The sequence below is a fragment of the Frigoribacterium sp. CF331 genome, assembly GCF_057787905.1.
On the sequence record NZ_JBYMEH010000002.1, the window covers coordinates 21338 to 41948 of the forward strand.

Consider the following 20611-nt stretch of genomic DNA (forward strand, 5'->3'; position numbering starts at 1 on the left):
GTTGGGATCGGGTTAGCCCCGAAGTGACTCGCGGAGGGTGTCACGCAGCCCGTCGAGGCGGCCGTCAATAGACATAGCCTCCTGGGCCGTCCATCTCAGGTCAACGTCGTCCTGCATAGTTGAGACAAAGGTCCGTTGCCACACGTTCGAGAGGTGCAGGCTCACCCCACGCGCTTCGTCGATGACTTTTGGCGAAGCGATTAGCTCGAAAAGGCTGACCTGTTCACTCGACGCGATCATGGCTGCCTCGAGAGTTTCGAGTAGTTCGTGTCCGTCGTCATTCACACGCTGCGTGGACGCTAGAGCCCGAGCCACTTTCAGGACCTCCTCGCGTAGGGCGATGTACGAGGCTTTCAGCTCTGAGTTCCACTGGGCGTCGGCTTCTCTTGCAATTTTTCTGCGATCGCTTTCTCGCAGCGAGCGGAAGCCGAGAAGGCCAGCAATGACGGCGGCGGCGAGCACGAAGACTCCCGTGAGGACGGGAGTCAGCCAGACAGGTGTCGCGTTCTGCCCGACAAGCTGGATGAGGACGGGGCTTGGGCTGGGCGTCATGCTGCCGGTCTAGCTCAGATCGGCCTGGTTGCGCCAATTGGCTAGCGGCCGTCGTGCTGGCCGTAGAGCTTGGCTACTACCCGCCTTCTGTCCTCGGATCAAGCTTGGGACTAACGATTTGGTCGGGGTGCTCGCGCCGCACTTGCGTCAGGAGCAGACTTCCCAGGCCGAGTACGCCCATGGCGTACTGGCGCTGGTCGGATCGCCGCTGAATGCGGTGACGGTCGACATTTCCGATCGCTTGGGCGAGGCCCATCGCGATCGCTCGCCAGCCCTCCCACTCGCTCGCTTGCGTACCAAGACGGAGGGGTCCATCTGGTGCGAAGACGTTCGCGTATAGGTCTTTGCCAACGCGCGCCCCGCCGTCCCTTCCCTTCGGGTCCCCCGCCCAGCGGCGAATGCTGTCCTCGACGAAGATCGCCGTACTCGCGGGCACTTTGTCCCATGCGCCATCCGTCACGAGCCCACCCACGTGTTCCCACAGCTCCACGTCGACCGTTGCCGCGCCGATTGCCTCTCCCTCCGTGGGGACGGAGGCGATGGCGAACTTGGCGGCCTCGAGTATTTCGACACCGCGTCTCAGAGCATCACTTCGCCAGGAAGAACGAGTTCGACGCCCATTGGTGCCGTCGATGACGTAGCTCTCACGTCGGATATGGCTCTCCACATCCCACACGCGCACAAGTCGGTGAGTTGATCCGAGCGTGCCGACAAGGAGGCTTCGAGCCTGCTCGCTCCACCCGAGGTGACGGGACTCACTGTTGGCGATGGCAGGACCGTCGCTGGCAGCCGTCTCGATGGTTGCGTCGATGAGTTGTATGGCGTCGGCTGTATTCATTGGTCGAAGCCTTCGACATGCAGTTCCTGCTCGAAGAACCCAGCCCCAGTGCAGTCTTCACACCACCAAGCTTCTGCGTCGGCTCCGAAGACAGGCACTATCTCTTTGGCCGCGTCGACGGCTTGTTTCGGTCCGTCCTGCATTGCCAAGGCACCGGCGCTTGTCCATCGAATGCGTACCGAGCCACATTCAGAGCAGTTTTTTCTGGCCTGTCGCGCAAAGGCCTGGTTCATCTCGAACGAGTTCAGACCTTCTGCACCGCCGGAGAAAGGCGACTGGCCTTGGTTTCGTTTTCGTGGGTCGCCACCCGTCTTTTTCGCCTTACGTGACATGCGCTCATCCTGCCGGATTGTTTGCCGGCGTGGAGGTCCCAGCCATGCCTCCCTAGCGTCGTCAGTCGTGCTGGGGGCGGTAATAGGGCACACGTTGCTTGGCTCTCTCGTCCGGCTTGTGGAGGTGGCCGAGGTTTCGGTCGCACTTGCGGAGGGGGCCAGCCTTCGCGCCAAAGGGCGTCGAGGTGATCGCCGACGAACACAACAGGTCCTGTCCTAAGTCGTCCCGTCACCTTCTTCGGCAGCCACTGGGATGCCGCCGCCGGCATCCTTTGCGGCAGCATCTTCCTCTTTAAGAAGGGCCAGTATCTGGGCAAACGTATCCGTCAAAACGGCTATGTCCTTTTTCGGGATAGTCCCGATGAACCATCTCGGCAGGACGTCCGTAATCGCTACGAGGACCTGCCGGCGAATCTCCTCGGTCATGGATGGTCCTTGCTTGATGAGGAGCGCGATGGTCGGTTCGAGGAATGGGGCGAGAGCCCTGTCTTTTGCAGGAATGACGAACTTCAGCTGAGATCGAAGCGCTAGGAGCCGCAGCATTGGCCCGGCGTTTTCGGTGACGCTCCGACTTCCCACCCGAATCACGTAGTCCGTAGCTAGTGCCACCATTTCTGATAGCAGCCGCCGTACCTCGTCTCGGGCCTCCTTTTTTGACTGTCGACTTTCCAAAGTCCATGCAGGCAGGTTTGACACGATCGCCCCTCCGAACCCGACGACGAGAGTTGCCGCAGCACCGATAGCAATGCCAAGGAGAGTCAGAGCTGCGTCGTCCATGTGGCCAGGGTAATGAGCGCGTGAGCAGTAGCCGTTAAGAAGCAGAAACGCCCCACGTATCTTTGCGGGGCGTTCGTTCGCTACATTGCGGGTGTGACATCAGATCAGATGGTCGAACCGACTGAGGAGCTAGAAGCGAAACAGCTCCTGTGGGGAAAAGCCAGGGCCTTCTTCGCGGCTCACCCCATTCGGGTCATTGCCATTACAGCGGGTATGACTGCCCTCGTCGCTGGTTTTCTGCTCTTAGTCACGGATGACTTGAGGCTGTTCGACGTGGTGGGGCTATCTGCGACGGTCTGGGCGCTGCTCCTTGCACTCGCTATCTACTTGATCACTTCGGGGGACACCGACCGTCTCGTAAAGCAGAGCGACGAACTGCGCGAGCAGCTCGAAACTTATTCCAAACCTCCGCAGGGCAAGCAGTCGCCAGCGGCACTCAACTCGGCGGTCTACGACGAGTTCAAGGACCACGTAAAGCGCTTGCAAGACAAGTACCCCATGCCGATCGAGGCGATCACCTACGCGGGTCGACCTGTAGCTGCGGGCAGTGGCAACCGGCCGGTGATTTTCGAGACGCAGCGCGGGCATCGGTACTCCGTCTACAAAGGGCGTTACTGGAGCGTGCAGCGCCTCGATGAGGAGTAGCTGCAAGCGCTAGCGCCGCCAGTCCTCAGGCGGCGGGTAGTACGGCACCCGCTGTGGCGCGGAGCCGTCCGAGTCGTGCAGGTGGCCAAGGTTCCGATCGCACTTGCGGAAGGGGCCGGCGCTGGCGTCGAACAGGATCGCCGCGTGCCGGTCCCAGTGCGTCAGCCACCAATTCGACAGAGAATCCGCGTGCGCCCCCGAGTCGATCGTCGCTTGCTGTCGAGCCTCGAAGCACGCCCACAGCCGCTCGACGGCCTCGGGGTGCTTCCACCACTCCGGGCACCACGCCGCGGTGCTCTTGTCGGAGTGCGTGTACTCGACGACCGACAGGTGCTCCTCGACCCATTCCAGAAACGCCGGAAACAGGTCGAACTCCTCCTCGTCGCCGTCGGGCTCATCCTCGGGGGCCCGGTCGTACGCGGTCACGTCGGCGTCGTTGAGCGCGTCGCGCTCCTCGTCGGTCAGCTCGTCGAGGCCGTCGCCCCCGCCGGGGGCGACGGCCTCTCCGCTGCCCGGGTCGACGTCGGGCTCATCGACGTCAGCCACGAGCTGTCGCCTCCTTGGAGCTGGTGGCGATCGCGACGGGGGCGGCGCCGGCCGTGGCCGGCCCGTCGCCCTCGATCAGCGCTTTTAGCTTCTTGTCCTTGAACCACGGCACGGAGTCGAGGATCACCGGCCGGGTGTTCGAGTTGAACATGACCGTGCGCCACAGCGGCAGATTCGCGAGGTCGTCGACGTTCAAGATCGGCACCCGGCGGGTGCTGGTCGACGTCGAGTAGGCCCCGCTGTCCTGAGTTGATCCGCCGTAGGTGGTTTCCTCGCGCTCACCGATGAGGTTCGATAGGCCCTTGAGGAACTGGTCGTCCATCGCGCCGCCGCCGAAGACGCGGGTGACGGCCGCGCCCCAGATCGCGCCCCAGCCGTTCTGACCGAACGCCTCGACGGCCTGGTCCTTTGACTGGAAGTACGTGTTGATCGGCATGCCGAGCGACCCGTAGAACGAGTAGACAGACGGCAGCGCCGGCCACCGCACGATGTTGGCGCACTCGTCCAGCTCGATCACCAGCGGGACCGGCAGGCGGCCGCCGGAGCGCTGCGCGAGACGTTCCCCGGTCTTGCAGATCGCTCGCACGAGGGATGTCAGGATCGCGCCGGCTGATCCCACGCCGTCCTTGGACAGCAGGATCAGCAGGTCCTCGGACTGCACGAACGCGTCGACGTCGAATCTGCGCACGCCCTCGGCCGAGGTCCATTCCAGCAGCTCGTCGTAGGCGAGCGCCCCCGCCATGCGCTGCGCGGTCGCGTAGACGCTCTGCCGGGTCTTGTCGGCCCAGTTCTCCATGCCGACGAGGGCCGTCGCCGGCCCCTTCTTGCCGTTCGCGTTCAGGATGCCGATCACAACGTCCGCGTCCTGAGTGGTGAGCCACCGGTAGACGCGCGACAGCGGCAGCTCGTCGAGCGCCGCGGCGAGGAGGAAGTACGCGAGCATGTCGCGGCCGGGCTCGTCGAACTGAGGATCGCCGCCCCGGTCGCCTTCCTTCCGGGTCGAGGCCTCGAAAATCTCCGCAAGCTCGCGCGCGTCCTCGGCGCTTTTCACGTAGTCGAGCGGGTTGAAAACGAAGTCGGGGCCGTCCTCGTGACGGTAGATGCGGTTCGGGTCGAACACGTACGTCTCACCGCGGCCGCGACGGCCACGGATCGCCTCGCGCACCCCGTCAACCTTGTTGGAGGTCATGATCGCGGCCCCGGGGGCCTCGACCACGTGCCTGACGACGACGCCAGACGTCTTGCCGCGCCGAGTGCCGAACAGGTAGACACCCGTCTCCTCCCACCCCTGGTAGACCCACTTCGTCGTGCCTACGATGCGGGCGACTTTCTGGCCGGGTCCGATGTTCTCGGCCTTCGGGTGCAGCCGGCGGGCCTCCTTGGCCCGGGCGGCCTGTCGAAGAATCGCGTTCGACGGGTTCGCGCTCATGAGCTTGATCGAGGCCCCGCTGCGCTTCTTCGCGCCGTGCTTGGCCTGAGCCATGAGGAACCACGTGAACAGCGCCAGCGCCGCCACGATGAAGGCCACGACGGCGATCGTCGCGGCTGTGCCGGGCCATGCGTCGCCCCTCACGAAGCCCATCGCGAGCTTGATCGGGTTCCACGAGTAGGCGTCACCGGTCCCGGCGATGCCGGCACCGACGTGGATACCCAGGACCGTGCCGCCGACGATCAGCACGAGGAGGCCACCTGTCAGGGCGTTGGTGCGAATGGTGTTGAGGTTCATGCGTCGACTCCTCTGTGGTCGCTGGTCATGCTGTGCAGGAGGGTCCGGGCGATCCGGGCCTCCTCGTCGTCCCCGGCGAACCGCTCTGCGAGCCGCACGTCGACGCCGACCATGAGGGCCATTTCAGAGGGCATCACCCGGGCCGCCGAGAGCCGTTCGAGCAGCGCGTACCGCTCGGGTCGGGCCAGGGTGTCGGCCGACTTGATGCGGCGGTAGTGCTCGTGCAGCTCCTCGACGACGCCCGGACGCGACGAATCTCTCCGTCGACGTCTCGGCCGTCGAGCTGGTAGCGCAGCGTCAGTGGCCCGCTGACGCCCTCCGCGGCCAACTCCTCGCGGTGCTCCGCGATCGCCTCGTCGAGCCAGAGGCCGGCCGTCACGACGGCCGGCCGACCGACGCTCTGCACGGTCCACTGGTCGCGCGCGAGATTCGCGATCGACACCGGGCTCGAGGCCTCTGCCTCGACCATCAGTTGCTCTCGCCGCTGGTGAGCTTCATAGGCTGATTGCCTTTCGGGTCGACCTGCACGTGGACGTGGTTGCAGGAGTCCGCGAACTGCGCCATTGGCAAGTCGATGGAGCTGCCGGCGCTAGCCCGGCACTCGACCTGACCGGTGCCGGAGCCGTCCGGCATGACGGGCCCGAGGGCCCGCAGCAGCTTGATCGCGTTCGCGTCCGCTCCCGTGGTCGGTGTGCCGTCGAACGCGTAGAAGTCGACGGCGTGGCCGCCGCCGTTCACGACGTGCGCCGACAGGTTGCCGGCACCAGGCCGCTGCCCCGAGCACAGCCGGTTAATATCGGAGATCCCGATGGACTGGAACGTTTTGGTCGCAATCGTGATGACTTGCAGGATGCGCGTATCGACGTTGCAGTTCTCTTTGGGTTTGCCGTCCGCGATCGCCTGCACCTCGGGGAAGTGCGACGGCGAGAGCCACGCGATCTTGCCTTGGTTGGTCAGGTCCACGAGGTTCTTCGCGAGGGCCTGAGCATCACCGGACACCCCAGCGGCGCAGGCAGCGGAACCACCCGCGAGAGCCGTCACGACGGCTGTGGCCGAGTTGAAGTACTTCGTGTAGTGGTTCGGGTCGGCGTTGATCTGCACGGCGTGAGCGGCCGCTGAGGGCGTCATCGTCTGCCAGTTCGGCACCTTCAAGAGCCGCTGGTAGAAGAACGTCGCCGCCTGGGTCGGGTTCATCCGCTCCGCGAGGGTGCCCCAGGTGTCGCGCTGCTGGAACAGCCCGCGGGAGTCGGGGCCGGCCTTGTCGCCGTACTCGATGTTCGTCAGCGTGGACTCGCCCATCGCCGTCATGACGGCGATCGTCTGCCCCTTCACGTCGACGCCGAGGGCGGCCCCGGCGTTCATGATCGCCGCGGCGTTCACGAGCTGGTCGCCGGAGTACCCGTCGACCTCATCGTGAGCTGCCGCGGCGGTCGCGTTCGCGGCCGTGGCCGCGCACGCGCCGTTCTGGGAACCGCCCCCAGTGACGAGGGCGATCCCGACGAACACGACGACCAGGCAGGCCGCCAGTGCGATCATCAGTCCCTTTTTCATGACCGAGCCCCGGCTACGCCTCGACCTCGACGACGGCCTGCTTCGCGCCGCTGCCGGCCATGCCCTCGTCGGTGTTGGTGACTGCTGCCTCCCAGTCGGAGCGGAGGTGCTGCATGTGCGTCTCGGGGTTCGAGCCGTACTTGAAGATGCAGTGCCCGGGGTTCAGGTTCATCAGCAGATCGGTGGTGTCGGGCGCGAGCCCGAACGTCTCCTGCACCCACGCCGCGTCCTCGGGGCGGTCCTGGCGGTAGGCGTAGATCGTCTGCGCCTCCTGGATGACCGTGTAGCCCTCGGACTCCCGGGGAATGTCGGTGCCCTTGTGCATCACGAACCAGTTCGAGATACCGAGGGACCGGGAGAGCTTCTGGTTCGACTTGACCAGGCGGGCCGAGGGCCCACCGATCATGTGCCAGCCCTCCTCGTAGACCACGTTCGTGATGAATCCACGCTCGCGGCGCAGACGGCCGAGGAGCCACTGGTGCCCCACCGCCATGACGGTGGGGACCGCGGGCCCGGCGTCGGGGAGCTGGGAGACGTCGAACACCGTCAGCTTGCTTCCGAGGTCGACCGCCTTCGACGTCTCGCCGTCGAACACGCCCGCGTACGTCTCCAGGAGGTTCTCGAGCCCGAATCGGATCGAGAGGCCCGCCTGGTGGAAACGCTCACCGGAGGGGCCCGTCAGTCCCTCGTCGTCCGGCACCTGGCCGAGCCACGGCATGAGGTCCGTCGTCGTCAGGGCACGCTTGTCGTCGCCGTGCTCCTCGAACATGCGGCGGAGGGCGAACCGGGTCGCCTTCTCCTCCCACTCGGTCGCCGCGACGTCGTTCCGGGCGATGCGCGCCACGGCGTTGATGAGTTCCATCTGCCCCTGCAACCCCGAGCCGCGCATGATTAGCGGGTCCAGCAGGTTCAGCCGAATACCGCCGCCGGCCGGGTCAAAGTGCAGCGGCTCCGAACCGAGGTTGTGGGCCATAGGCGTGTACTCGCCCGCGCCGCCCTCGTCCTTCTTGTCGAACACGACAGCGCGCCGGTTGGCCAGCCCGAGGGGGCGGGCGACACCGCACGTCTTGGTCAGTGACGACTTCCCGTACCCGACCGTGCCGAGCACGATCACGTTCGGGGAGGAAATCTGCCGCGGCTCCGCGTTGTACGCGGTCGGGGCGTCGTAGGAAATCATCGACTGCGACAGGTTGTCGCGGCCGTTCACGATCCCCTCGTCCCCGGTCGGGTTGCCGATGACGGCCGAGTTCAAAATCTCGGCTTGCTTCGTCGTCGACGGGGAGCCCGTGAGCCGCGGCGAGTACCACCCGCGGGTCGCAGCGCCCACCGACGTGCGGAGCTGCCTGCCGGGCAGCTCGAACGGCGATACGTCCACCGGGCGACGTAGCGCCTCGGCCGACTGGCCCTCCTCACCCGTCACGAGGTCCTGTCGAACCTCGGGCGGAACGAACATCTTCAACCCGGGCACGTTGGCGTACCAGGGCGCTTTAGACGCCGCGCGCTTGCCGTGCGGGGCCGGGTTCTTGGTGTCGGTCATGACAGCGCCTCCTTGTCGCCTCGCCCAGCGAGGGTGTTCATCAGCCGCGTGGCCGTCGTGGTGTTGTCGGGGCGGAGGCCGCGGCCGATCGGCCACGTCGTCCCTGACGCAGCGCCCTGAAACGAGTCCTGCCAGTCGAGCCGGTCGACACCGAGCCCGGTGTCGCAGACGCTTTCCAACCGGCGGGACGCCTGAGCCAGGTCCTCGCGGGTCGGGGCCGTGATGGTCACGTACCCGATCCACGAGACGCCGTGGTGGTGGCTGCCGGCGGCGAGGTCACGACGTCGACGCTCGGCGGCGCTGAGGAGGCCTTCGGACTCGTCCGAGACGATGACGCCCTTCTTCTTCTGGGCGTAGAGGCCGGCGGCGTCGCGCACGACGTCCTGCCGTGCTGCTGCCTTCGCCTGAGCTGCCGGCACCAGGTGCATGTGGAACGAGACGGAGCGGATGAAGCCCAGCTCGCGGCCGATCATGAGGTCCAGCGTCCACAACGGCGACCGCCCGGCCGAGGCCAGGTCCTCGCCGTGGATAGCCGCAGTGCGGTGCCACCAGGTGACGGCCGGAGCCGCCTCGATTGCGTCACCGTCTGCGAGGACGGTCGGGTCGTACCCGCCGTCGACGACGTGCGCCGAATACTCGTCGTGCGCCCCGATGCCCACCGACAGGGGCGTGATGTGCTTTGCGGAGCGGAGGTCGATCGGGATCGACGGGTTCTGCTGGTGCATGATGACGGCCGCCGTCTGGCGGGCCGTCAGGTAGTTCACCTGCCCCATGCGCGCCTCCCGGAGTCCGTGCAGGGATGCCTCGATCTGCTCGGCCATGAGCGCACGCCAGCCGTCGCGGCCGGGCCCGTACTTCGCGGCCGACTCGACGAACAGCGGCGACAGCGGCCACGACAGCACGACGAAGTGCCGTTGCACCATCGCGTCCGCGGCCGCGCGTCGACGCACTTCCGCGTAGGAGAGCTGCTGCGCGTCCCAGAGCGCCAGTGACGAGTCGTCGGCCCCGACGGGCCGGGCCTCGCGCTTGGAGTTGTACCAAATGTCGTGCTTGGCGGTGTCCGGCGGCAGAACGCGCGTGAGCGTCTGCACGTCGCGGATCAGCGACACCGGCGCGGCACGGTGGGCTAGGAACTTCCCCCACGACGTCGCGGCCCGGTTCAGGGCCCCGGCCGTCTCCATGCCGCGGAGCTGCCCGGACACCGAGAAGGCGACCGAGAGGTAGGGCTGCTCACCCACGGGGGCGTGCCAGGCGATACCGGGCATGTTCGACCCGTACTGCAACCAGCCCATGCCGTCCGAGCCGTCCGGGTTGGCCCGCATCTGGCGAGAGGCGACCTCGGCCGCGCGGCGCTCGGCCTTGTCGGCGCCTGACGCTGCCGACTGAATCTGGTCCCACCCGGCGACGTTGTAGGGCACGAACACGTTCGTGCCGAGCCGCTTGCGGGCTGCCCAGCGCGAGCGCTTCCGACGTCGCTCCTGGATGGTTCCGTTGTGCGTCCGTTGCGTGACGAGCATCGTCAGGCCCACCCCGACGAGCGCCGCGATCAGCAGGGGGATGCCGCCGCCGAGGATCATCCCGACCATGCCGCCAATGACGAAGATCGCGATACCGATGATCCGCGACTTCGAGTGCGTGCCACCGAAGAACGACCGGTGCCCTGACTCGCCGCCGACCCAGCGAAGGTGCGTCCTCTGCTCCTGAACGTCACTCATGGGTCGAGTCCTTTCCGTACTGTTCCTGGTGGTCATCGACGGGGGCCGCAGCCATGTCGGCCGCGCCCGTCGCCGCACTGTTGGCCTTGTCCATGCCGGCCTTCGCCCCGGCGGCGATCATCGTCGGGATGCCGATAGCGGCACCGACGCCCGTCGAGGACTCCGCGGCGCCGGCGGCCATAGCGCCGCCCTCGGCGGCCGCTGCACCGCCGCCGGCCGCTGCACCGCCGGCACTCGCGCCAGCGCCGGCCTCAGCACCCGTGGATGCCTTGCCGCCGGCCGCGGCGGCTTCCTTGATCGACGAGCCCGCCGCCTCGTCGGCACCGCCGCCGCCGGCAGCCTTGCCAGCGCCACCGCCGCCACCACCGGTCGACGCAGGCTCCTCAGTGGCCGTCGTCGACGGCGTACCCGAGCCCTGCCCGGAGCCTCCACCGTCGCCCTGAGGGGCGCTGTAGCGTTTGTCGGCCTCCTGAGGAGAGTTCGCACCGATGCTCGGTCCGCCCGCGGCCGCGGCCCCGCCCATAGGCAAGATCGGCGCGAACTTGAACAGCAGCAGCGGTGACAGCCCGGCGATGAACAGCGCGAGCATCGAGACGACGAGGCTGACCGTCTTTTGGAGGTCGGCTTGGCCGGAGAACACGTCGATGTTGGACCCGACGAACGAGAACGTTACGCCGAGCAGGAAGAACAGCAGCGGGTGGGCGGCGAGGATGCCGAGCCACACCATTGGGATCTTTGATCCAAACGAGCGCTTCTTCTTGTCGACGATCCACACCCAGCCGAGCGGGAACAGCACGCCGGAGAAGTAGAGGGTGATGAGCTGCACGACGAGGACGAGCAGCGCGAGCAGCAGCGCCAGGATCATGAAGAACATCAAGATCGCGCCGATGACTGCGCCGCCGACGATCCCGGAGCCGTCGTCGTCCCCGATCATCGTTGAGAACTGGTCGACGATGCTGTTTGTCGTGGTCGACAACATCGTCTTGATGAGCGAGTCCGACAGGGCCCCGAAGAACTTGACGAGGAACGCTCCGACCGCTGGTCCGAACATCGCTCCGATGATGAACGCGGGCCCATAGAGGGTCAGCGTCTCGACGAGTTCCTGCCCCGACTGCCGGCCCCTGGCCGTGTCGATGAACTGAGGAATGAGGACGATGACGAACACGAAGATCGCCAGGCCGAAGGAGATTCGGTAGGCGCTGATGAACCAGTCCGCCGTGAGGTCGGGCAGGGTCGCGTGGGTCAGGGCCGGCAGAACGCTGTCGGAGAGGCCCTTGGCCGCGTCCCTGAGTGCTTTGTAGGTGTTCCCGGCCGGGTCGGACCAGAAGTCACCGATGCTCTGCGCGGTGCTGATCGCGTCCTTGGTGCCGTTCACCGCGTCGCCAACGAGGTCCTTACCCGTGTCAATCGCGCAGCTCGCCCAATTGCTGCACTTTTCATCGTCCCCGCCCGCAGCCGCGAGGATCACCGGCCCGCTCATCAGCAACCACCCGTGTACCGAACGCCCCCATTGGCGAGCGTTTCACCGTCCGGCTGCACGCCTTCGACGACGTGCCACGCGCCGTCCTCCCACTGCAAAACAAAGCCCTGAGCCGTCGACTTGGTGGGGCTCAGCGCGCCGTCGACGACGTAGCCGGCGGCAATATTGACCGTGACCCGATCGGCGGTCGAATTCGGGTCGACCATCCACAGGCCGTTGGTTGTCGACAGGTGGAACGGAGTCCCATCCGCGACGTCCCCCTGGCTGAGGTTCGGATACTGCTCGTAAGTGGCGGCTAGGTCCGAGAACGAGGTCGGTGCGGACGAGGAGAAGATGCTGCCTTCTACGGTCTGCACGTCCGAGCCGGACGGCACGGGCGACTGCCAGATGAACCGGTAGAACGCCGTGGCGACCTCAACGGCCCCGTACGACGAATGGCTCGCAGCCTCCTGAGCTGCGAGCACCATTGCGGCGTTGCGGTCCTGACCGCCGAGGCACCCCGTGGGCGGCGCGGCGTCCTCGTCGTCGCCGGCACCGGAGGAGCCGGTCGACGTTGGGCTGGGAGTCACAGACGCAGCCGGCGCGCTCGACGTCGGCGCGGCGGTCGGCTCGCCGTCGAGGGTCGTGGCGAACACGACTCCCCCGCCGATGACAATGACCGCAGCGGCGGCCCCGATGACCAGGGGCCAAAGGGACCGGCCGGTGGATGAGTACATGCGCGGCATGGTGTGTCTCCTTCTGAGTGGGTCAGCTCGCGAACGAGAGGGTCACGCCGACGATGACCGCCAGCGCGGCGAGGGCAACCAGAGCGACGAACGCGCCGAGGGCCTTCGCCCGTCCCTGGGCGTGCGCCTGGGGGTTGGGGTTCATGTCGTTGGATGCACCGGCCATAGCGACCAGTCCGGTGATGAGGTAGACGATCGCCACGATGATGCCGAGGGCCCAGACCGCAGCGACGAGCTTCTGCCAGAGCTGCGTGAACTCGGCACCGCCGAACGAGAAGTCCGGCAGGAGGCCGTCGAGAGGGTTCGAAATCGCCGCGGCGAGGAACAGGTCGTGCATGGGTCAGGCCTTCCGGTTGTTGGTAGAGGCAGGGGCGACGGCCTCCTGCAAAGTGCGAACCACGGCCGCGGCCGCCGACGCGAACGCGTCTCGAGTCGCAGGGTTCAGGGAGCCGAGCGTGAGCTGCCCGCGGGCGGCAATGTGCTCGTCGTAGGGAATCTCGTGCAACGACCGCACCCCGGCGTCGCGCAGCAGGCGCGTGACCTCCTCGCGCACCGACTCGCTCTCGGGGCGTCCGTCCGTCAGGCGAACGGCGATCGCACGGTCTGCCAGCTCGGCCGGCTGCCCGCCCGCGTCGCGCAGCTCGTCGAGGAGCTGGATCGCTTCGAGCACGGAGTCGCCCGCGTTCAGGACCGGGATCACGAGGACGTCGGCCACCGACACCGCACCGCGGAACGCGGAGGACGTCGGCTGGTTGCCGGTGTCCATGACGCGGATGCCGTAGAACTCGTCGATCACGTTCGACACGGCCACCACAGCATCACCGTTGAGGCGATCGCGTCGTCCGGTGGAGGCGATGACGTTCGCGAAGGACGTCTGAGGGGCGGTGTAGCCGTGGAGCTGGCCGGCGGTCTTGATGCCGGACACGTCCCGGACCAGTTCACCGAGACCGAGGCGAGGGCTGCCCTCGGCGCGGTAGTTCAGCGCGCCAGGATCGTCGGAGAACTCGACGATCGCCGTCGATCCTCCACGGATTGAGGCAATGACACCACCGAGCAGCAGCGACGTTGGGGTCTTACCCGTGCCGCCCTTGGGGTTGTTGACGAGGATCGATACGGCACGCGTCCACGTGGCCTGACGAATGACCGTCTCGTTCTGGGAGTGCCGCAGCTCCTTCTCGTTCGCCGCAGCCAGCTCGGCCGCCTCAGCGGCGCTCGGCTTGACCGGCAGGCCAATGCTCGCCAGGGCCCCACGGAATCCCTTGGTGGCCTTCCCCGTGGCCGCGGCGGGGGCCACGGGTGCAGCGCCACCGAACAGCACGGACGCAGACGCCTCACGGTCCAGAGGACGGCGCGCAGCCGGCGACTCCTCGGGGGCCTTGACGTCCTCGGGAACCTCCGACACGACCGCCAGCGACGGGGCCGGCTCGACGGCTTCCTCGGATTGTGCCGGCGACGCCGGCATGGGCGGAATCGGTCGGAGGCTAGTGGCCTCGTCCACCGGAGTGCAACGCCGGCTCAGGCGCTCCACGCCCACCGTGTCCTCCTCGATGTAGTCGCTAGCGCGTGAGGCTGCGCCGAACACGTCACCGCTCTGGTTCGGATCGCTCATCTTGTTCTCCCATCTCGACTGCTTGTCCCGACCGTCCGCCGGTTGTTTGCGAAGGCTTGTTATATCTTAAAGCTTAGCAAGTCTTCGCCCGTAAACTAAGGGTGTGTCCGCCCTTTCCGCTGCCGACGCAGCGCGCCTCGACGAGGCGTGCGCGACCATCGCAGCCACGCCCGCTCGACTGCGGACGCTCCGTGTCGTCATGGACGGCGGCGACGTCACGGCGAAGGACGTCATGGAGGCGCTGGACCTCACACGGAGCGCCGTGGGATACCACCTAGCCGCCCTCACCGAGGCCGGCATGATCCACGAACGACGCGCCACTCACCCCCGCGGCCGCGGCCCGATCATCTACTGGTCCGCGGATCGCGAAGCAATCCACGACCTCAGAGACACCCTGAATAAGCACTTGACTTGACCCCCGTCCGGGTGCCAACAATACATAATTCCTACGACAGTTGATTCACACTGTGCACTAGTCCCCCCAAGGGACGACTGCTCCGTACCCCGTCCGTGAGTCCCAGGAAAGGAGCGCCCGTGTCCGTAGCGGCCGCCGCTTTCAAGCAGTGGGCGAGCACTGTCGACCTCCCCTCCGGAGCCCTCCCCCTCGCACGCGCGATCGGCGTCAATCGCACGACCGTGCAGGCGCAGCTCCTCCGCGGCCGCGTCCGTGAGGCGGTCGTCATCGCCGCCGCGCGCGCGGTCGGAGTCGAGCCCGTCGTCGCCTTGTCGAGCTTCGACGAGTACGACGAGCTGCACCGGGAAATGCGCCCACCGCTACCGGTCGAGATCCTGTCCCAGGTCACACTCACGGACGCATCAATCGAGCTGCTGCGCCGCCGGAACACCGCATACGGCGACGCGATCGCTGCGGTGCACACCTGGGAGGACCCGCCCCAGCCGGACGGGCTCAGAACGTGGATCGACGCCGTAGACCCCGGCCACATTCGCCGTGACCTCGCGGAACGCCTCGGGATCGCTCCCCCCAACCTCTCGGCTCAGATCACCGCCAACAAGATGCGACCCCGCCACCTCGTCGAGGCCGCCCGCATCGCCAACACTTCCTTGACGAGCGGGCTCGCTGTAGGCGGGGTGATTACGCTTCAAGAGGCCGGCTGGCCGGACGGTGCCCGCTCCCACGCGGTCACACACCTGTCAGACGTTGCCCTGAACGACCTCGTTCAGGCGCGCCTCACGGCCGCGCAACGCGGGGCCCGACGCCTTGCCGCAGATAGCGCTGAGGCGCGACGAATCGAAGAAACGCTGGGCTGACATGCTGACCGGATACCTCATCGCCGTAGTCCTCGCCGCCTTGGCCCTGACCCGCCTTCCCGGCGCAATCCACGGCAGGAACATGCTCATCGCCTCGTCGGCTGCCGCGGTCGTGCTCGCCTTCGCCCTCATCACCCCGGACGTCTACGCCGCCCTAGACCGCTTCTCCCCCATCCCGAACTTGCTCGACCTGGTGGCCAAACTCGCCCTGTTCACCGGCCTGCTCCTCGCCGGGACACAGGTCGCCCGGGCATGGAGGGCCCCGGAGACGCAGCGCCGCATCTCAGGCCTGCCCGGCGTCCTCGTCTTCCTCGGCGTCTTCGTCGCGGAAGTCGTCATCTTCGCCGTTGTGCACACCACCAGCTCAGCCCCCGACCTCGCAGACAACCTCTCGAGCCCGCTCGTCCGGCTCTACTCCACCCTCGCAACGGCCTACCCGGCCTACATCGCTGCACTGCTCCTCCCCCACGTCCGCAAGGGCCTCAGCTCCTCACAGGGAGCGACCAAAGCGACATCGCGCTTCCTATTCGTCGGCTTCGTTCTGGCCGGCGTGCGCTTCGTGCTCGGACTCATGACATTGCTTCTGCCGGCGACGTACTACGTCGGCCAGGTCGTCAGCGGCGTGGCCGCGATCTTCGTCGCCCTCGGCCTCGCCACGGCGTTCTTCGCCCGCCTCGGCCGCCAGCGCGCAGCCCGCCGCCAGTACAACTAGCGGCAGGTTCGTCGCGCGACACGCCGCCACAGTCGCCACTTAAGTTGAGGCTTACGGTTAACTGTGGCGCATGGCCACTAGACGCCGCCGACGAGGCGAGGTCCTGGACCCCAAGCAGCTCGGCTACTTGGTCTCCGGATCCACAAAAGACCGTTTCGACGCGGTGGCAGACCTGGCCGATATTGGCAGCTCCGAACTGATCGAGCTGCTAATCCTGCGGATGCTCGACAACGAGCTGACCGATCAGGGCATCCCCTCATGGCTGCCCCAGAAAGACCGTAGCGAGGAGCTGCCCATCAACACGGCTTAACGAGAAAGGCCCCCGCTTTCGCGAGGGCCTAAAGCTCTTAGCTCGAACCTGCTCTTGTTTGGCGACAGTCAGGGTACGAGCTCCTAGGTAAAGAACCGGCTTCTCAGGGCCGGGCCTTTGACGTACCCACTTGGGCGACCAAGTGAGAACGGACTCATCATAACTCCCGTTTCTGCGCCTGCGCATCCCCGTGTCTCCGGCGTGTCCGAGCGCTCTGTGTCCCCAGAGCGCCCGGCACATCCCGAGCGGTCCCACCACGTCGGCCGGCGACGCCCGGCGCGACCCTCACAGGCCTTCTCCCGTCCCGGCGGCTCGTACCCGCTGCCGGTGCCAGACAGCGCCTACAGGGGCCTCTGCTTGCCGACCTCGCGCCGCGCATGGCTTAACCGGCTCTTGGCCGTCGTCATGTCACCTGCCGGGGACTCCCACCGTCGCCGCGTCTCCATTCGGCTGAGCACGTTCATGAAGTTCGCGGAAGCCGAAGCATCCATGGCCGGCGCCCGAGACGGCCGAGGCATCACCACGTCGCACGACACCCTCGCCCGCATGGTCGGCATGAGCAAGATCACCGCCCGCCGAGCCCGAGCCCTCATGGAGGCCCTGGGCTGCCTGGTGACCGTCGAGCCCGGCCGCTACCTCACCCGCGTGGAACGCCTCGCAGCCACCGCCCGACACGGCGGGCAGCAGCTACGCGCCGCATCCGTCCGTGCCCTCACGATGCCCGAAGTCAAGGATTCTGCTCTAAATGAGCACCTAGCTACCGCTTCACGGTTTAACCCGACAACCCACTCACTTAACAACTCTCCAAAGCGCGGCAAGCCGCACTCGGAGCCCGCTCCGCGGGCACAGCAACGACAAAAGCAGGCGAAATTCGTCCCCGGGGCCGACCAACCTCGATCACTCCCCCTGCAACGCCTCGCCGCCCGACTCGTGAGCAGCCTCCCGTGGCTGCCCGACGACCTCTCCACGCTCCGCGTGCAGCGCATCGTGCACCGATCCGGCTTCGACGTCGACCGGTTCTCCTACGGCGATCTCATCGCCATCTGGCAAGCGATCGACGAGAGCATGGGCCAGACCCCCAAGAACGCCGGCGACGTCAACGACCCCGAGGCGTACCTGGTCGTCAGGATGAAGCTCGCAGCCCTCCACGCCCGCTGGTACGGCCTTCGGCCGTGAGTTGTGATGTCTCAAATGCCGTCGACGATCGTGGCCAACGCCCACGGATGCACCGGTGCTCGGGTCACACCGTCAAGAAGGTCCTCACCGGCGGCCGCGGCCGCCAGCTCGACCTCATGAGCCTCGCAGAACGCGACCGCAGCTCCGACCGAATCGACAATCCCCCGCCACAGCCGACCCCGCAGCTGCTCGGCATGCGTGTACACGTCCACTCGGCTGACCTCGTGGCTAGCGCCTGCGTACGACAACCGCAACCAGGCCAGCGGTCGGAGATCCCCGGCGTCCTCGCGGCGCATGCGAGCAGTACGAGAGTCGTCCCACCTGAGCTGGTACCGGGTCGTCATTCGAGCTTCGCACGGGACGGCAGAGCGTGAAGCCACAGGCGGGCCGCCGCGGGTGCGCTCCGCTCCCCCTTGCCCACGAATCCGACCAAAGACTTGACTCGTTGCTCTCCGTAATTACGCGGATACGGAGTTACGGACGCGGAGGTTCACTCCGGGCCGGTCGCGGCAGGATCGTCGCCTCGTCATCGAGGCCCTGCTGCTCGTGCTCGGGCTGCTCTCCTACACCGGGGCCTGGCGCAGCTGGTCGAACTCCACACCGTGCTGCATTGGCGGTTCGATCTCGCGTGGGCTGGGGTCGGCCTCGCCGCCTGCGTGCTCGGCATCGTGTTCGCGTTCTGGCTGCCGCAGTTCCTGCTGCCGCGCTGGTACCGCGAGGCGGAGCCGACCGCTCGCTGGCGTTGCGCCGGGCCGTAGCTCCGTAGGTACGCGGGTATGTAAGCGCGTAAATCCGTAGAAGCGTGAGTACGGATTTACTGAAACGCGCAAATCCGTATATACTCGTTTTATGAGGATAATCACCGTCACCAACTTCAAGGGTGGTTCCGGCAAGACGACGACGAGTGCGTACCTCGCTCATGCCTTCGCCGCTAAGGGTCGCAGTGTCGTGGTCGTCGACGCCGACCCGCAAGGCTCAGCCCTTCGATGGAGCGAGCAGGGGGAGTGGAGCATCCCGACGCTTGCGCTCCCGGTGAAGGATCTCCATAAGCGTCTCGCCGGGATCGTGTCGGCCTCGACCGACATCGTCATCATCGATACGCCCCCGCTCGAGGACCAGGCCGGCATCGTGTCCTCAGCTCTTCGCATCGCCGACGTCGCGATCGTGTCCATGGCCCCCACCATGGGCGAGTACGAGCGTCTGCCCGAGGTGTGGGCCGCGATCGACGACGTGGAGCCGCTGCGCGCGACGCCACTTGTCGCGGCCGTGCTGATGAACCGCACCGTCACCAACGCCAACAGCACGCCAATGTTCCGCGAGCTGATGACCGACGAGGGACACACGGTCCTGTCGACGACCATTCCTCGGAGAGAGCCCATCGCCCAGGCCTTCGGTGGCCCGGTCACCGACCTCGGCAAGTACGCCGACGCCGCCGACGAGATCGAGACCCTGGGAGCAGGACGATGAGCAAAGCGGAAGAGCTGCGAGCACGAGCCGCCCGCGCGACGCAGAGAGGCGCGTCGACGACGCCCGAGCAGAACCAGCCCGGAGCGCCCGCCGCCGAGGCGACGCCAGCACCCCGGCCGAACGTCATTCGAGCCAAGCCCGTACGCATCACCGCCGACCTGTCGCCCCAGGTCTATCGAGGCCTCATCGACTACGCCGCAGGCCTAGCAGAGGCTCAGGGCCGCGTCCGCGTCGCGCACGTGCACGTCACTCGCGCCCTCGTTGCAGAGCTGCTGGAAAACGACGAGCTGCAGGGAGCCATAGCCCGCCGCGTTCGCGCTCAACTCGATGATTAGACCGTCCGTAGTTCAGTAAATACGGACTTACGCTACTGGCCGTCTATTGCCTCAAGGTCCGTAGCCCAGCGCTCTGCGCCGCTCGAGTACCACGCGACGGCCCGGTAACCCTCGTCTCTCAGGCGCTTGTCTGCTTCTGGGACGGGGTCGTGGTGGCGATCGCGGGTCAGCAGGATGACAGTGGTGGATTCGCCGGTTTCTGGTGCGAGAGTCAACAGCCATGCACCGCCTCCGCCAGATGAATTGACCGGCACGTCGCGGTGGATATGGGCACCTTCGGCCAGCGAGGTCATGGCCAGCACAGTATGGCCTCACCGGCCCTCGTTCTTGGAATACGGCTGTGAGATCAGGCGTCGTCCCGGGGGAGTGTCACGGCCGAATCGGTGGCTGCCGGGGACGGCCTGTCGCCCGGAGATCTGGGGGAGTGGTCGCGGCTGTCGATCGTCCCGTGAGCGATCCTGGTTGGGGACGCCCTGCCGGGATGCGAGAGGTGCGGCAGGGCGTCCAGCCGGCGGGGTCCGGGTGATGACCGCTCAGCCGACATTGTCAGAATATGTCGTGAGGGCGGACGGGGAAAGGGCCAGAAAGCGTCGTTGCTTTCCGGCCCTCTTCCTGTCCCGCGTTCGCGGTCCAGGGTCTTTCACGGTCAGGCTGAGGGAGGGACTGCGTGCCCAGGTTCAGGTATGGGCACGTCGTGAAACCACACTCGTCGCCTCGGATCAGGTAGCGGTATTTGCTGCTGGTCCGTGCTGGGGAACCACCCCAAACAGAAGAAAGGATAAGCACCCTAGTTTCTGGTGTCGAGACCCATTTGATCTGGCGGTTCCGTCAGGTGGTTTTGAAGCTTGCTGAAGGTCGTGCGGCTCGGGTCTTTGCCGTTTCTGCACGGTCATTGGCCCAGTCGACTTGGTTTCCGGTGGTGCCGGGGAGGTGAGTTTTGGGGTCCTGGGTGGGTTCCGGTTCTGGGTAAAGGCCACGGCCGGAGGAAGCGCTGGCGTAGAGGGCGGCAAGCCAGGTGGGGTTGATGTCCACGGTTCGGCTGCCGGCGAATTTGAATCGCAAGCTGATGTGAGGGGAGAACCAGACGGTGGAGCGGCCGTCACCGGTTTCGATGGGTTCTTTCCAAGAGAACATGAAGGATTCGTTCTGGCGGAACTTATTGATGATGACGATTTGAAGGTGGGCGAGGAGGCGGTCTTCGACCTTGAATTCGAGGACGTCGCCGTCGTAGACGATGTATCCCATGAGAGGGCGCTCCGATAAGGGGAAGCCAAACGGTGCTGGCAGCAGAGTTTGGGCTGTGAATGGT

Annotated in this window: 26 protein-coding genes; 9 read left to right on the plus strand and 17 right to left on the minus strand. The window is 66.4% G+C overall.

Translation table 11 applies throughout. The annotated features are described in order from the left end of the window. Positions 1–12: 12 nt before the first annotated feature. The 4 genes from AC3CCI_RS15595 to AC3CCI_RS15610 all read right to left on the minus strand — a co-directional run bounded on the left by AC3CCI_RS15595 (position 13) and on the right by AC3CCI_RS15610 (position 2499). Positions 13–552, minus strand: coding sequence for a hypothetical protein (locus AC3CCI_RS15595; RefSeq protein ID WP_488628734.1), 540 nt, complete (start codon positions 550–552; stop codon positions 13–15). A 76-nt stretch (positions 553–628) separates the two neighbouring features. Further along, positions 629–1390, minus strand: coding sequence for a TIGR02391 family protein (locus tag AC3CCI_RS15600; RefSeq protein ID WP_488628735.1), 762 nt, complete (start codon positions 1388–1390; stop codon positions 629–631). Further along, a complete protein-coding gene (locus tag AC3CCI_RS15605; RefSeq protein WP_488628736.1) occupies positions 1387–1722 on the minus strand; it encodes a hypothetical protein in 336 nt (111 codons plus the stop codon). Before AC3CCI_RS15605 ends, AC3CCI_RS15600 begins: the two co-directional genes overlap by 4 nt. Before the next feature lie 216 nt (positions 1723–1938). Next, positions 1939–2499: a hypothetical protein gene (locus tag AC3CCI_RS15610; protein WP_488628737.1), complete on the minus strand. Its 561-nt coding sequence runs from the start codon at positions 2497–2499 to the stop codon at positions 1939–1941. 93 nt (positions 2500–2592) lie between these two features. Here AC3CCI_RS15610 and AC3CCI_RS15615 point away from each other — a divergent pair, with 93 nt between their 5' ends. Further along, a complete protein-coding gene (locus AC3CCI_RS15615) occupies positions 2593–3144 on the plus strand; it encodes a hypothetical protein (protein WP_488628738.1) in 552 nt (183 codons plus the stop codon). A gap of 9 nt (positions 3145–3153) precedes the next feature. On the opposite strand, the gene AC3CCI_RS15620 is transcribed toward AC3CCI_RS15615, so the two are convergent. The 10 genes from AC3CCI_RS15620 to AC3CCI_RS15665 all read right to left on the minus strand — a co-directional run bounded on the left by AC3CCI_RS15620 (position 3154) and on the right by AC3CCI_RS15665 (position 14033). Next, positions 3154–3690, minus strand: a complete 537-nt coding sequence (locus AC3CCI_RS15620) for a DUF4913 domain-containing protein (RefSeq protein WP_488628739.1) — start codon at positions 3688–3690, stop codon at positions 3154–3156. Continuing rightward, positions 3683–5416 (minus strand): type IV secretory system conjugative DNA transfer family protein, encoded by a 1734-nt coding sequence (locus AC3CCI_RS15625; RefSeq protein WP_488628740.1) that lies wholly within the window; start codon positions 5414–5416, stop codon positions 3683–3685. Before AC3CCI_RS15625 ends, AC3CCI_RS15620 begins: the two co-directional genes overlap by 8 nt. 133 nt (positions 5417–5549) lie before the next feature. Next, positions 5550–5885, minus strand: a complete 336-nt coding sequence (locus tag AC3CCI_RS15630) for a hypothetical protein (RefSeq protein WP_488628741.1) — start codon at positions 5883–5885, stop codon at positions 5550–5552. Further along, the gene (locus tag AC3CCI_RS15635) at positions 5885–6952 is read right to left on the minus strand and encodes a hypothetical protein (protein WP_488628742.1); all 1068 of its coding nucleotides are present in this window, start codon (positions 6950–6952) and stop codon (positions 5885–5887) included. The genes AC3CCI_RS15630 and AC3CCI_RS15635 overlap by 1 nt, the downstream gene beginning before the upstream one ends. Before the next feature lie 28 nt (positions 6953–6980). Further along, entirely contained in the window at positions 6981–8504 is a 1524-nt protein-coding gene (locus tag AC3CCI_RS15640) for an ATP/GTP-binding protein (protein WP_488628743.1), read from the minus strand. Then, the gene (locus tag AC3CCI_RS15645; RefSeq protein WP_488628744.1) at positions 8501–10219 is read right to left on the minus strand and encodes an SCO6880 family protein; all 1719 of its coding nucleotides are present in this window, start codon (positions 10217–10219) and stop codon (positions 8501–8503) included. Before AC3CCI_RS15645 ends, AC3CCI_RS15640 begins: the two co-directional genes overlap by 4 nt. Next, positions 10212–11687, minus strand: a complete 1476-nt coding sequence (locus tag AC3CCI_RS15650) for a hypothetical protein (protein WP_488628745.1) — start codon at positions 11685–11687, stop codon at positions 10212–10214. The genes AC3CCI_RS15645 and AC3CCI_RS15650 overlap by 8 nt, the downstream gene beginning before the upstream one ends. A gap of 11 nt (positions 11688–11698) precedes the next feature. Then, the gene (locus AC3CCI_RS15655) at positions 11699–12415 is read right to left on the minus strand and encodes a hypothetical protein (protein ID WP_488628746.1); all 717 of its coding nucleotides are present in this window, start codon (positions 12413–12415) and stop codon (positions 11699–11701) included. Positions 12416–12446: 31 nt separating this feature from the next. Next, positions 12447–12761 carry a hypothetical protein gene (locus AC3CCI_RS15660; RefSeq protein ID WP_197980908.1) on the minus strand — a complete coding sequence of 105 codons (315 nt, stop codon included), beginning with the start codon at positions 12759–12761 and terminating at the stop codon, positions 12447–12449. Positions 12762–12764: 3 nt separating this feature from the next. Next, on the minus strand, positions 12765–14033 hold the full coding sequence (locus tag AC3CCI_RS15665) for a MinD/ParA family ATP-binding protein (RefSeq protein WP_488628747.1): 1269 nt from the start codon (positions 14031–14033) through the stop codon (positions 12765–12767). 103 nt (positions 14034–14136) lie between these two features. On the opposite strand from AC3CCI_RS15665, the gene AC3CCI_RS15670 reads away from it, so the two are divergent. The 5 genes from AC3CCI_RS15670 (at position 14137) to AC3CCI_RS15690 (ending at position 17500) form a co-directional block, all read left to right on the plus strand. Further along, positions 14137–14448, plus strand: coding sequence for an ArsR/SmtB family transcription factor (locus AC3CCI_RS15670; RefSeq protein ID WP_488628748.1), 312 nt, complete (start codon positions 14137–14139; stop codon positions 14446–14448). Positions 14449–14567: 119 nt separating this feature from the next. Beyond that, positions 14568–15302, plus strand: coding sequence for a hypothetical protein (locus tag AC3CCI_RS15675; protein ID WP_488628749.1), 735 nt, complete (start codon positions 14568–14570; stop codon positions 15300–15302). A 1-nt stretch (position 15303) separates the two neighbouring features. Beyond that, on the plus strand, positions 15304–16014 hold the full coding sequence (locus AC3CCI_RS15680) for a hypothetical protein (protein ID WP_488628750.1): 711 nt from the start codon (positions 15304–15306) through the stop codon (positions 16012–16014). 70 nt (positions 16015–16084) lie between these two features. Next, entirely contained in the window at positions 16085–16324 is a 240-nt protein-coding gene (locus AC3CCI_RS15685) for a hypothetical protein (protein WP_488628751.1), read from the plus strand. A 462-nt stretch (positions 16325–16786) separates the two neighbouring features. After that, the gene (locus AC3CCI_RS15690) at positions 16787–17500 is read left to right on the plus strand and encodes a hypothetical protein (RefSeq protein WP_488628752.1); all 714 of its coding nucleotides are present in this window, start codon (positions 16787–16789) and stop codon (positions 17498–17500) included. Positions 17501–17511: 11 nt separating this feature from the next. Here the strand turns inward: AC3CCI_RS15690 and AC3CCI_RS15695 are convergent, their stop codons facing one another. After that, positions 17512–17712: a hypothetical protein gene (locus AC3CCI_RS15695; RefSeq protein ID WP_488628753.1), complete on the minus strand. Its 201-nt coding sequence runs from the start codon at positions 17710–17712 to the stop codon at positions 17512–17514. A gap of 390 nt (positions 17713–18102) precedes the next feature. On the opposite strand from AC3CCI_RS15695, the gene AC3CCI_RS15700 reads away from it, so the two are divergent. From AC3CCI_RS15700 to AC3CCI_RS15710, 3 genes are all read left to right on the plus strand, one after another. Next, positions 18103–18258, plus strand: coding sequence for a hypothetical protein (locus tag AC3CCI_RS15700; protein ID WP_488628754.1), 156 nt, complete (start codon positions 18103–18105; stop codon positions 18256–18258). A 91-nt stretch (positions 18259–18349) separates the two neighbouring features. Continuing rightward, a complete protein-coding gene (locus AC3CCI_RS15705) occupies positions 18350–18967 on the plus strand; it encodes a nucleotide-binding protein (RefSeq protein ID WP_488628755.1) in 618 nt (205 codons plus the stop codon). Beyond that, on the plus strand, positions 18964–19302 hold the full coding sequence (locus tag AC3CCI_RS15710) for a DUF2274 domain-containing protein (protein WP_488628756.1): 339 nt from the start codon (positions 18964–18966) through the stop codon (positions 19300–19302). The genes AC3CCI_RS15705 and AC3CCI_RS15710 overlap by 4 nt, the downstream gene beginning before the upstream one ends. 32 nt (positions 19303–19334) lie before the next feature. On the opposite strand, the gene AC3CCI_RS15715 is transcribed toward AC3CCI_RS15710, so the two are convergent. Further along, positions 19335–19595 carry a hypothetical protein gene (locus AC3CCI_RS15715; RefSeq protein WP_488628757.1) on the minus strand — a complete coding sequence of 87 codons (261 nt, stop codon included), beginning with the start codon at positions 19593–19595 and terminating at the stop codon, positions 19335–19337. Positions 19596–20130: 535 nt separating this feature from the next. Then, positions 20131–20547: a DUF7882 family protein gene (locus AC3CCI_RS15720; protein ID WP_488628758.1), complete on the minus strand. Its 417-nt coding sequence runs from the start codon at positions 20545–20547 to the stop codon at positions 20131–20133. Positions 20548–20611 lie beyond the last annotated feature (64 nt).

Coding starts and splice junctions, on each gene's coding strand:
- AC3CCI_RS15595 (WP_488628734.1), bottom strand. CDS start 552: ATGACGCCCAGCCCAAGCCCCGTCCTCATCCAGCTTGTCGGGCAGAAC.
- AC3CCI_RS15600 (WP_488628735.1), bottom strand. CDS start 1,390: ATGAATACAGCCGACGCCATACAACTCATCGACGCAACCATCGAGACG.
- AC3CCI_RS15605 (WP_488628736.1), bottom strand. CDS start 1,722: ATGTCACGTAAGGCGAAAAAGACGGGTGGCGACCCACGAAAACGAAAC.
- AC3CCI_RS15610 (WP_488628737.1), bottom strand. CDS start 2,499: ATGGACGACGCAGCTCTGACTCTCCTTGGCATTGCTATCGGTGCTGCG.
- AC3CCI_RS15625 (WP_488628740.1), bottom strand. CDS start 5,416: ATGAACCTCAACACCATTCGCACCAACGCCCTGACAGGTGGCCTCCTC.
- AC3CCI_RS15630 (WP_488628741.1), bottom strand. CDS start 5,885: ATGGTCGAGGCAGAGGCCTCGAGCCCGGTGTCGATCGCGAATCTCGCG.
- AC3CCI_RS15635 (WP_488628742.1), bottom strand. CDS start 6,952: ATGATCGCACTGGCGGCCTGCCTGGTCGTCGTGTTCGTCGGGATCGCC.
- AC3CCI_RS15640 (WP_488628743.1), bottom strand. CDS start 8,504: ATGACCGACACCAAGAACCCGGCCCCGCACGGCAAGCGCGCGGCGTCT.
- AC3CCI_RS15645 (WP_488628744.1), bottom strand. CDS start 10,219: ATGAGTGACGTTCAGGAGCAGAGGACGCACCTTCGCTGGGTCGGCGGC.
- AC3CCI_RS15655 (WP_488628746.1), bottom strand. CDS start 12,415: ATGTACTCATCCACCGGCCGGTCCCTTTGGCCCCTGGTCATCGGGGCC.
- AC3CCI_RS15660 (WP_197980908.1), bottom strand. CDS start 12,761: ATGCACGACCTGTTCCTCGCCGCGGCGATTTCGAACCCTCTCGACGGC.
- AC3CCI_RS15665 (WP_488628747.1), bottom strand. CDS start 14,033: ATGAGCGATCCGAACCAGAGCGGTGACGTGTTCGGCGCAGCCTCACGC.
- AC3CCI_RS15680 (WP_488628750.1), top strand. CDS start 15,304: ATGCTGACCGGATACCTCATCGCCGTAGTCCTCGCCGCCTTGGCCCTG.
- AC3CCI_RS15685 (WP_488628751.1), top strand. CDS start 16,085: ATGGCCACTAGACGCCGCCGACGAGGCGAGGTCCTGGACCCCAAGCAG.
- AC3CCI_RS15690 (WP_488628752.1), top strand. CDS start 16,787: ATGAAGTTCGCGGAAGCCGAAGCATCCATGGCCGGCGCCCGAGACGGC.
- AC3CCI_RS15705 (WP_488628755.1), top strand. CDS start 18,350: ATGAGGATAATCACCGTCACCAACTTCAAGGGTGGTTCCGGCAAGACG.
- AC3CCI_RS15710 (WP_488628756.1), top strand. CDS start 18,964: ATGAGCAAAGCGGAAGAGCTGCGAGCACGAGCCGCCCGCGCGACGCAG.
- AC3CCI_RS15715 (WP_488628757.1), bottom strand. CDS start 19,595: ATGACCTCGCTGGCCGAAGGTGCCCATATCCACCGCGACGTGCCGGTC.
- AC3CCI_RS15720 (WP_488628758.1), bottom strand. CDS start 20,547: ATGGGATACATCGTCTACGACGGCGACGTCCTCGAATTCAAGGTCGAA.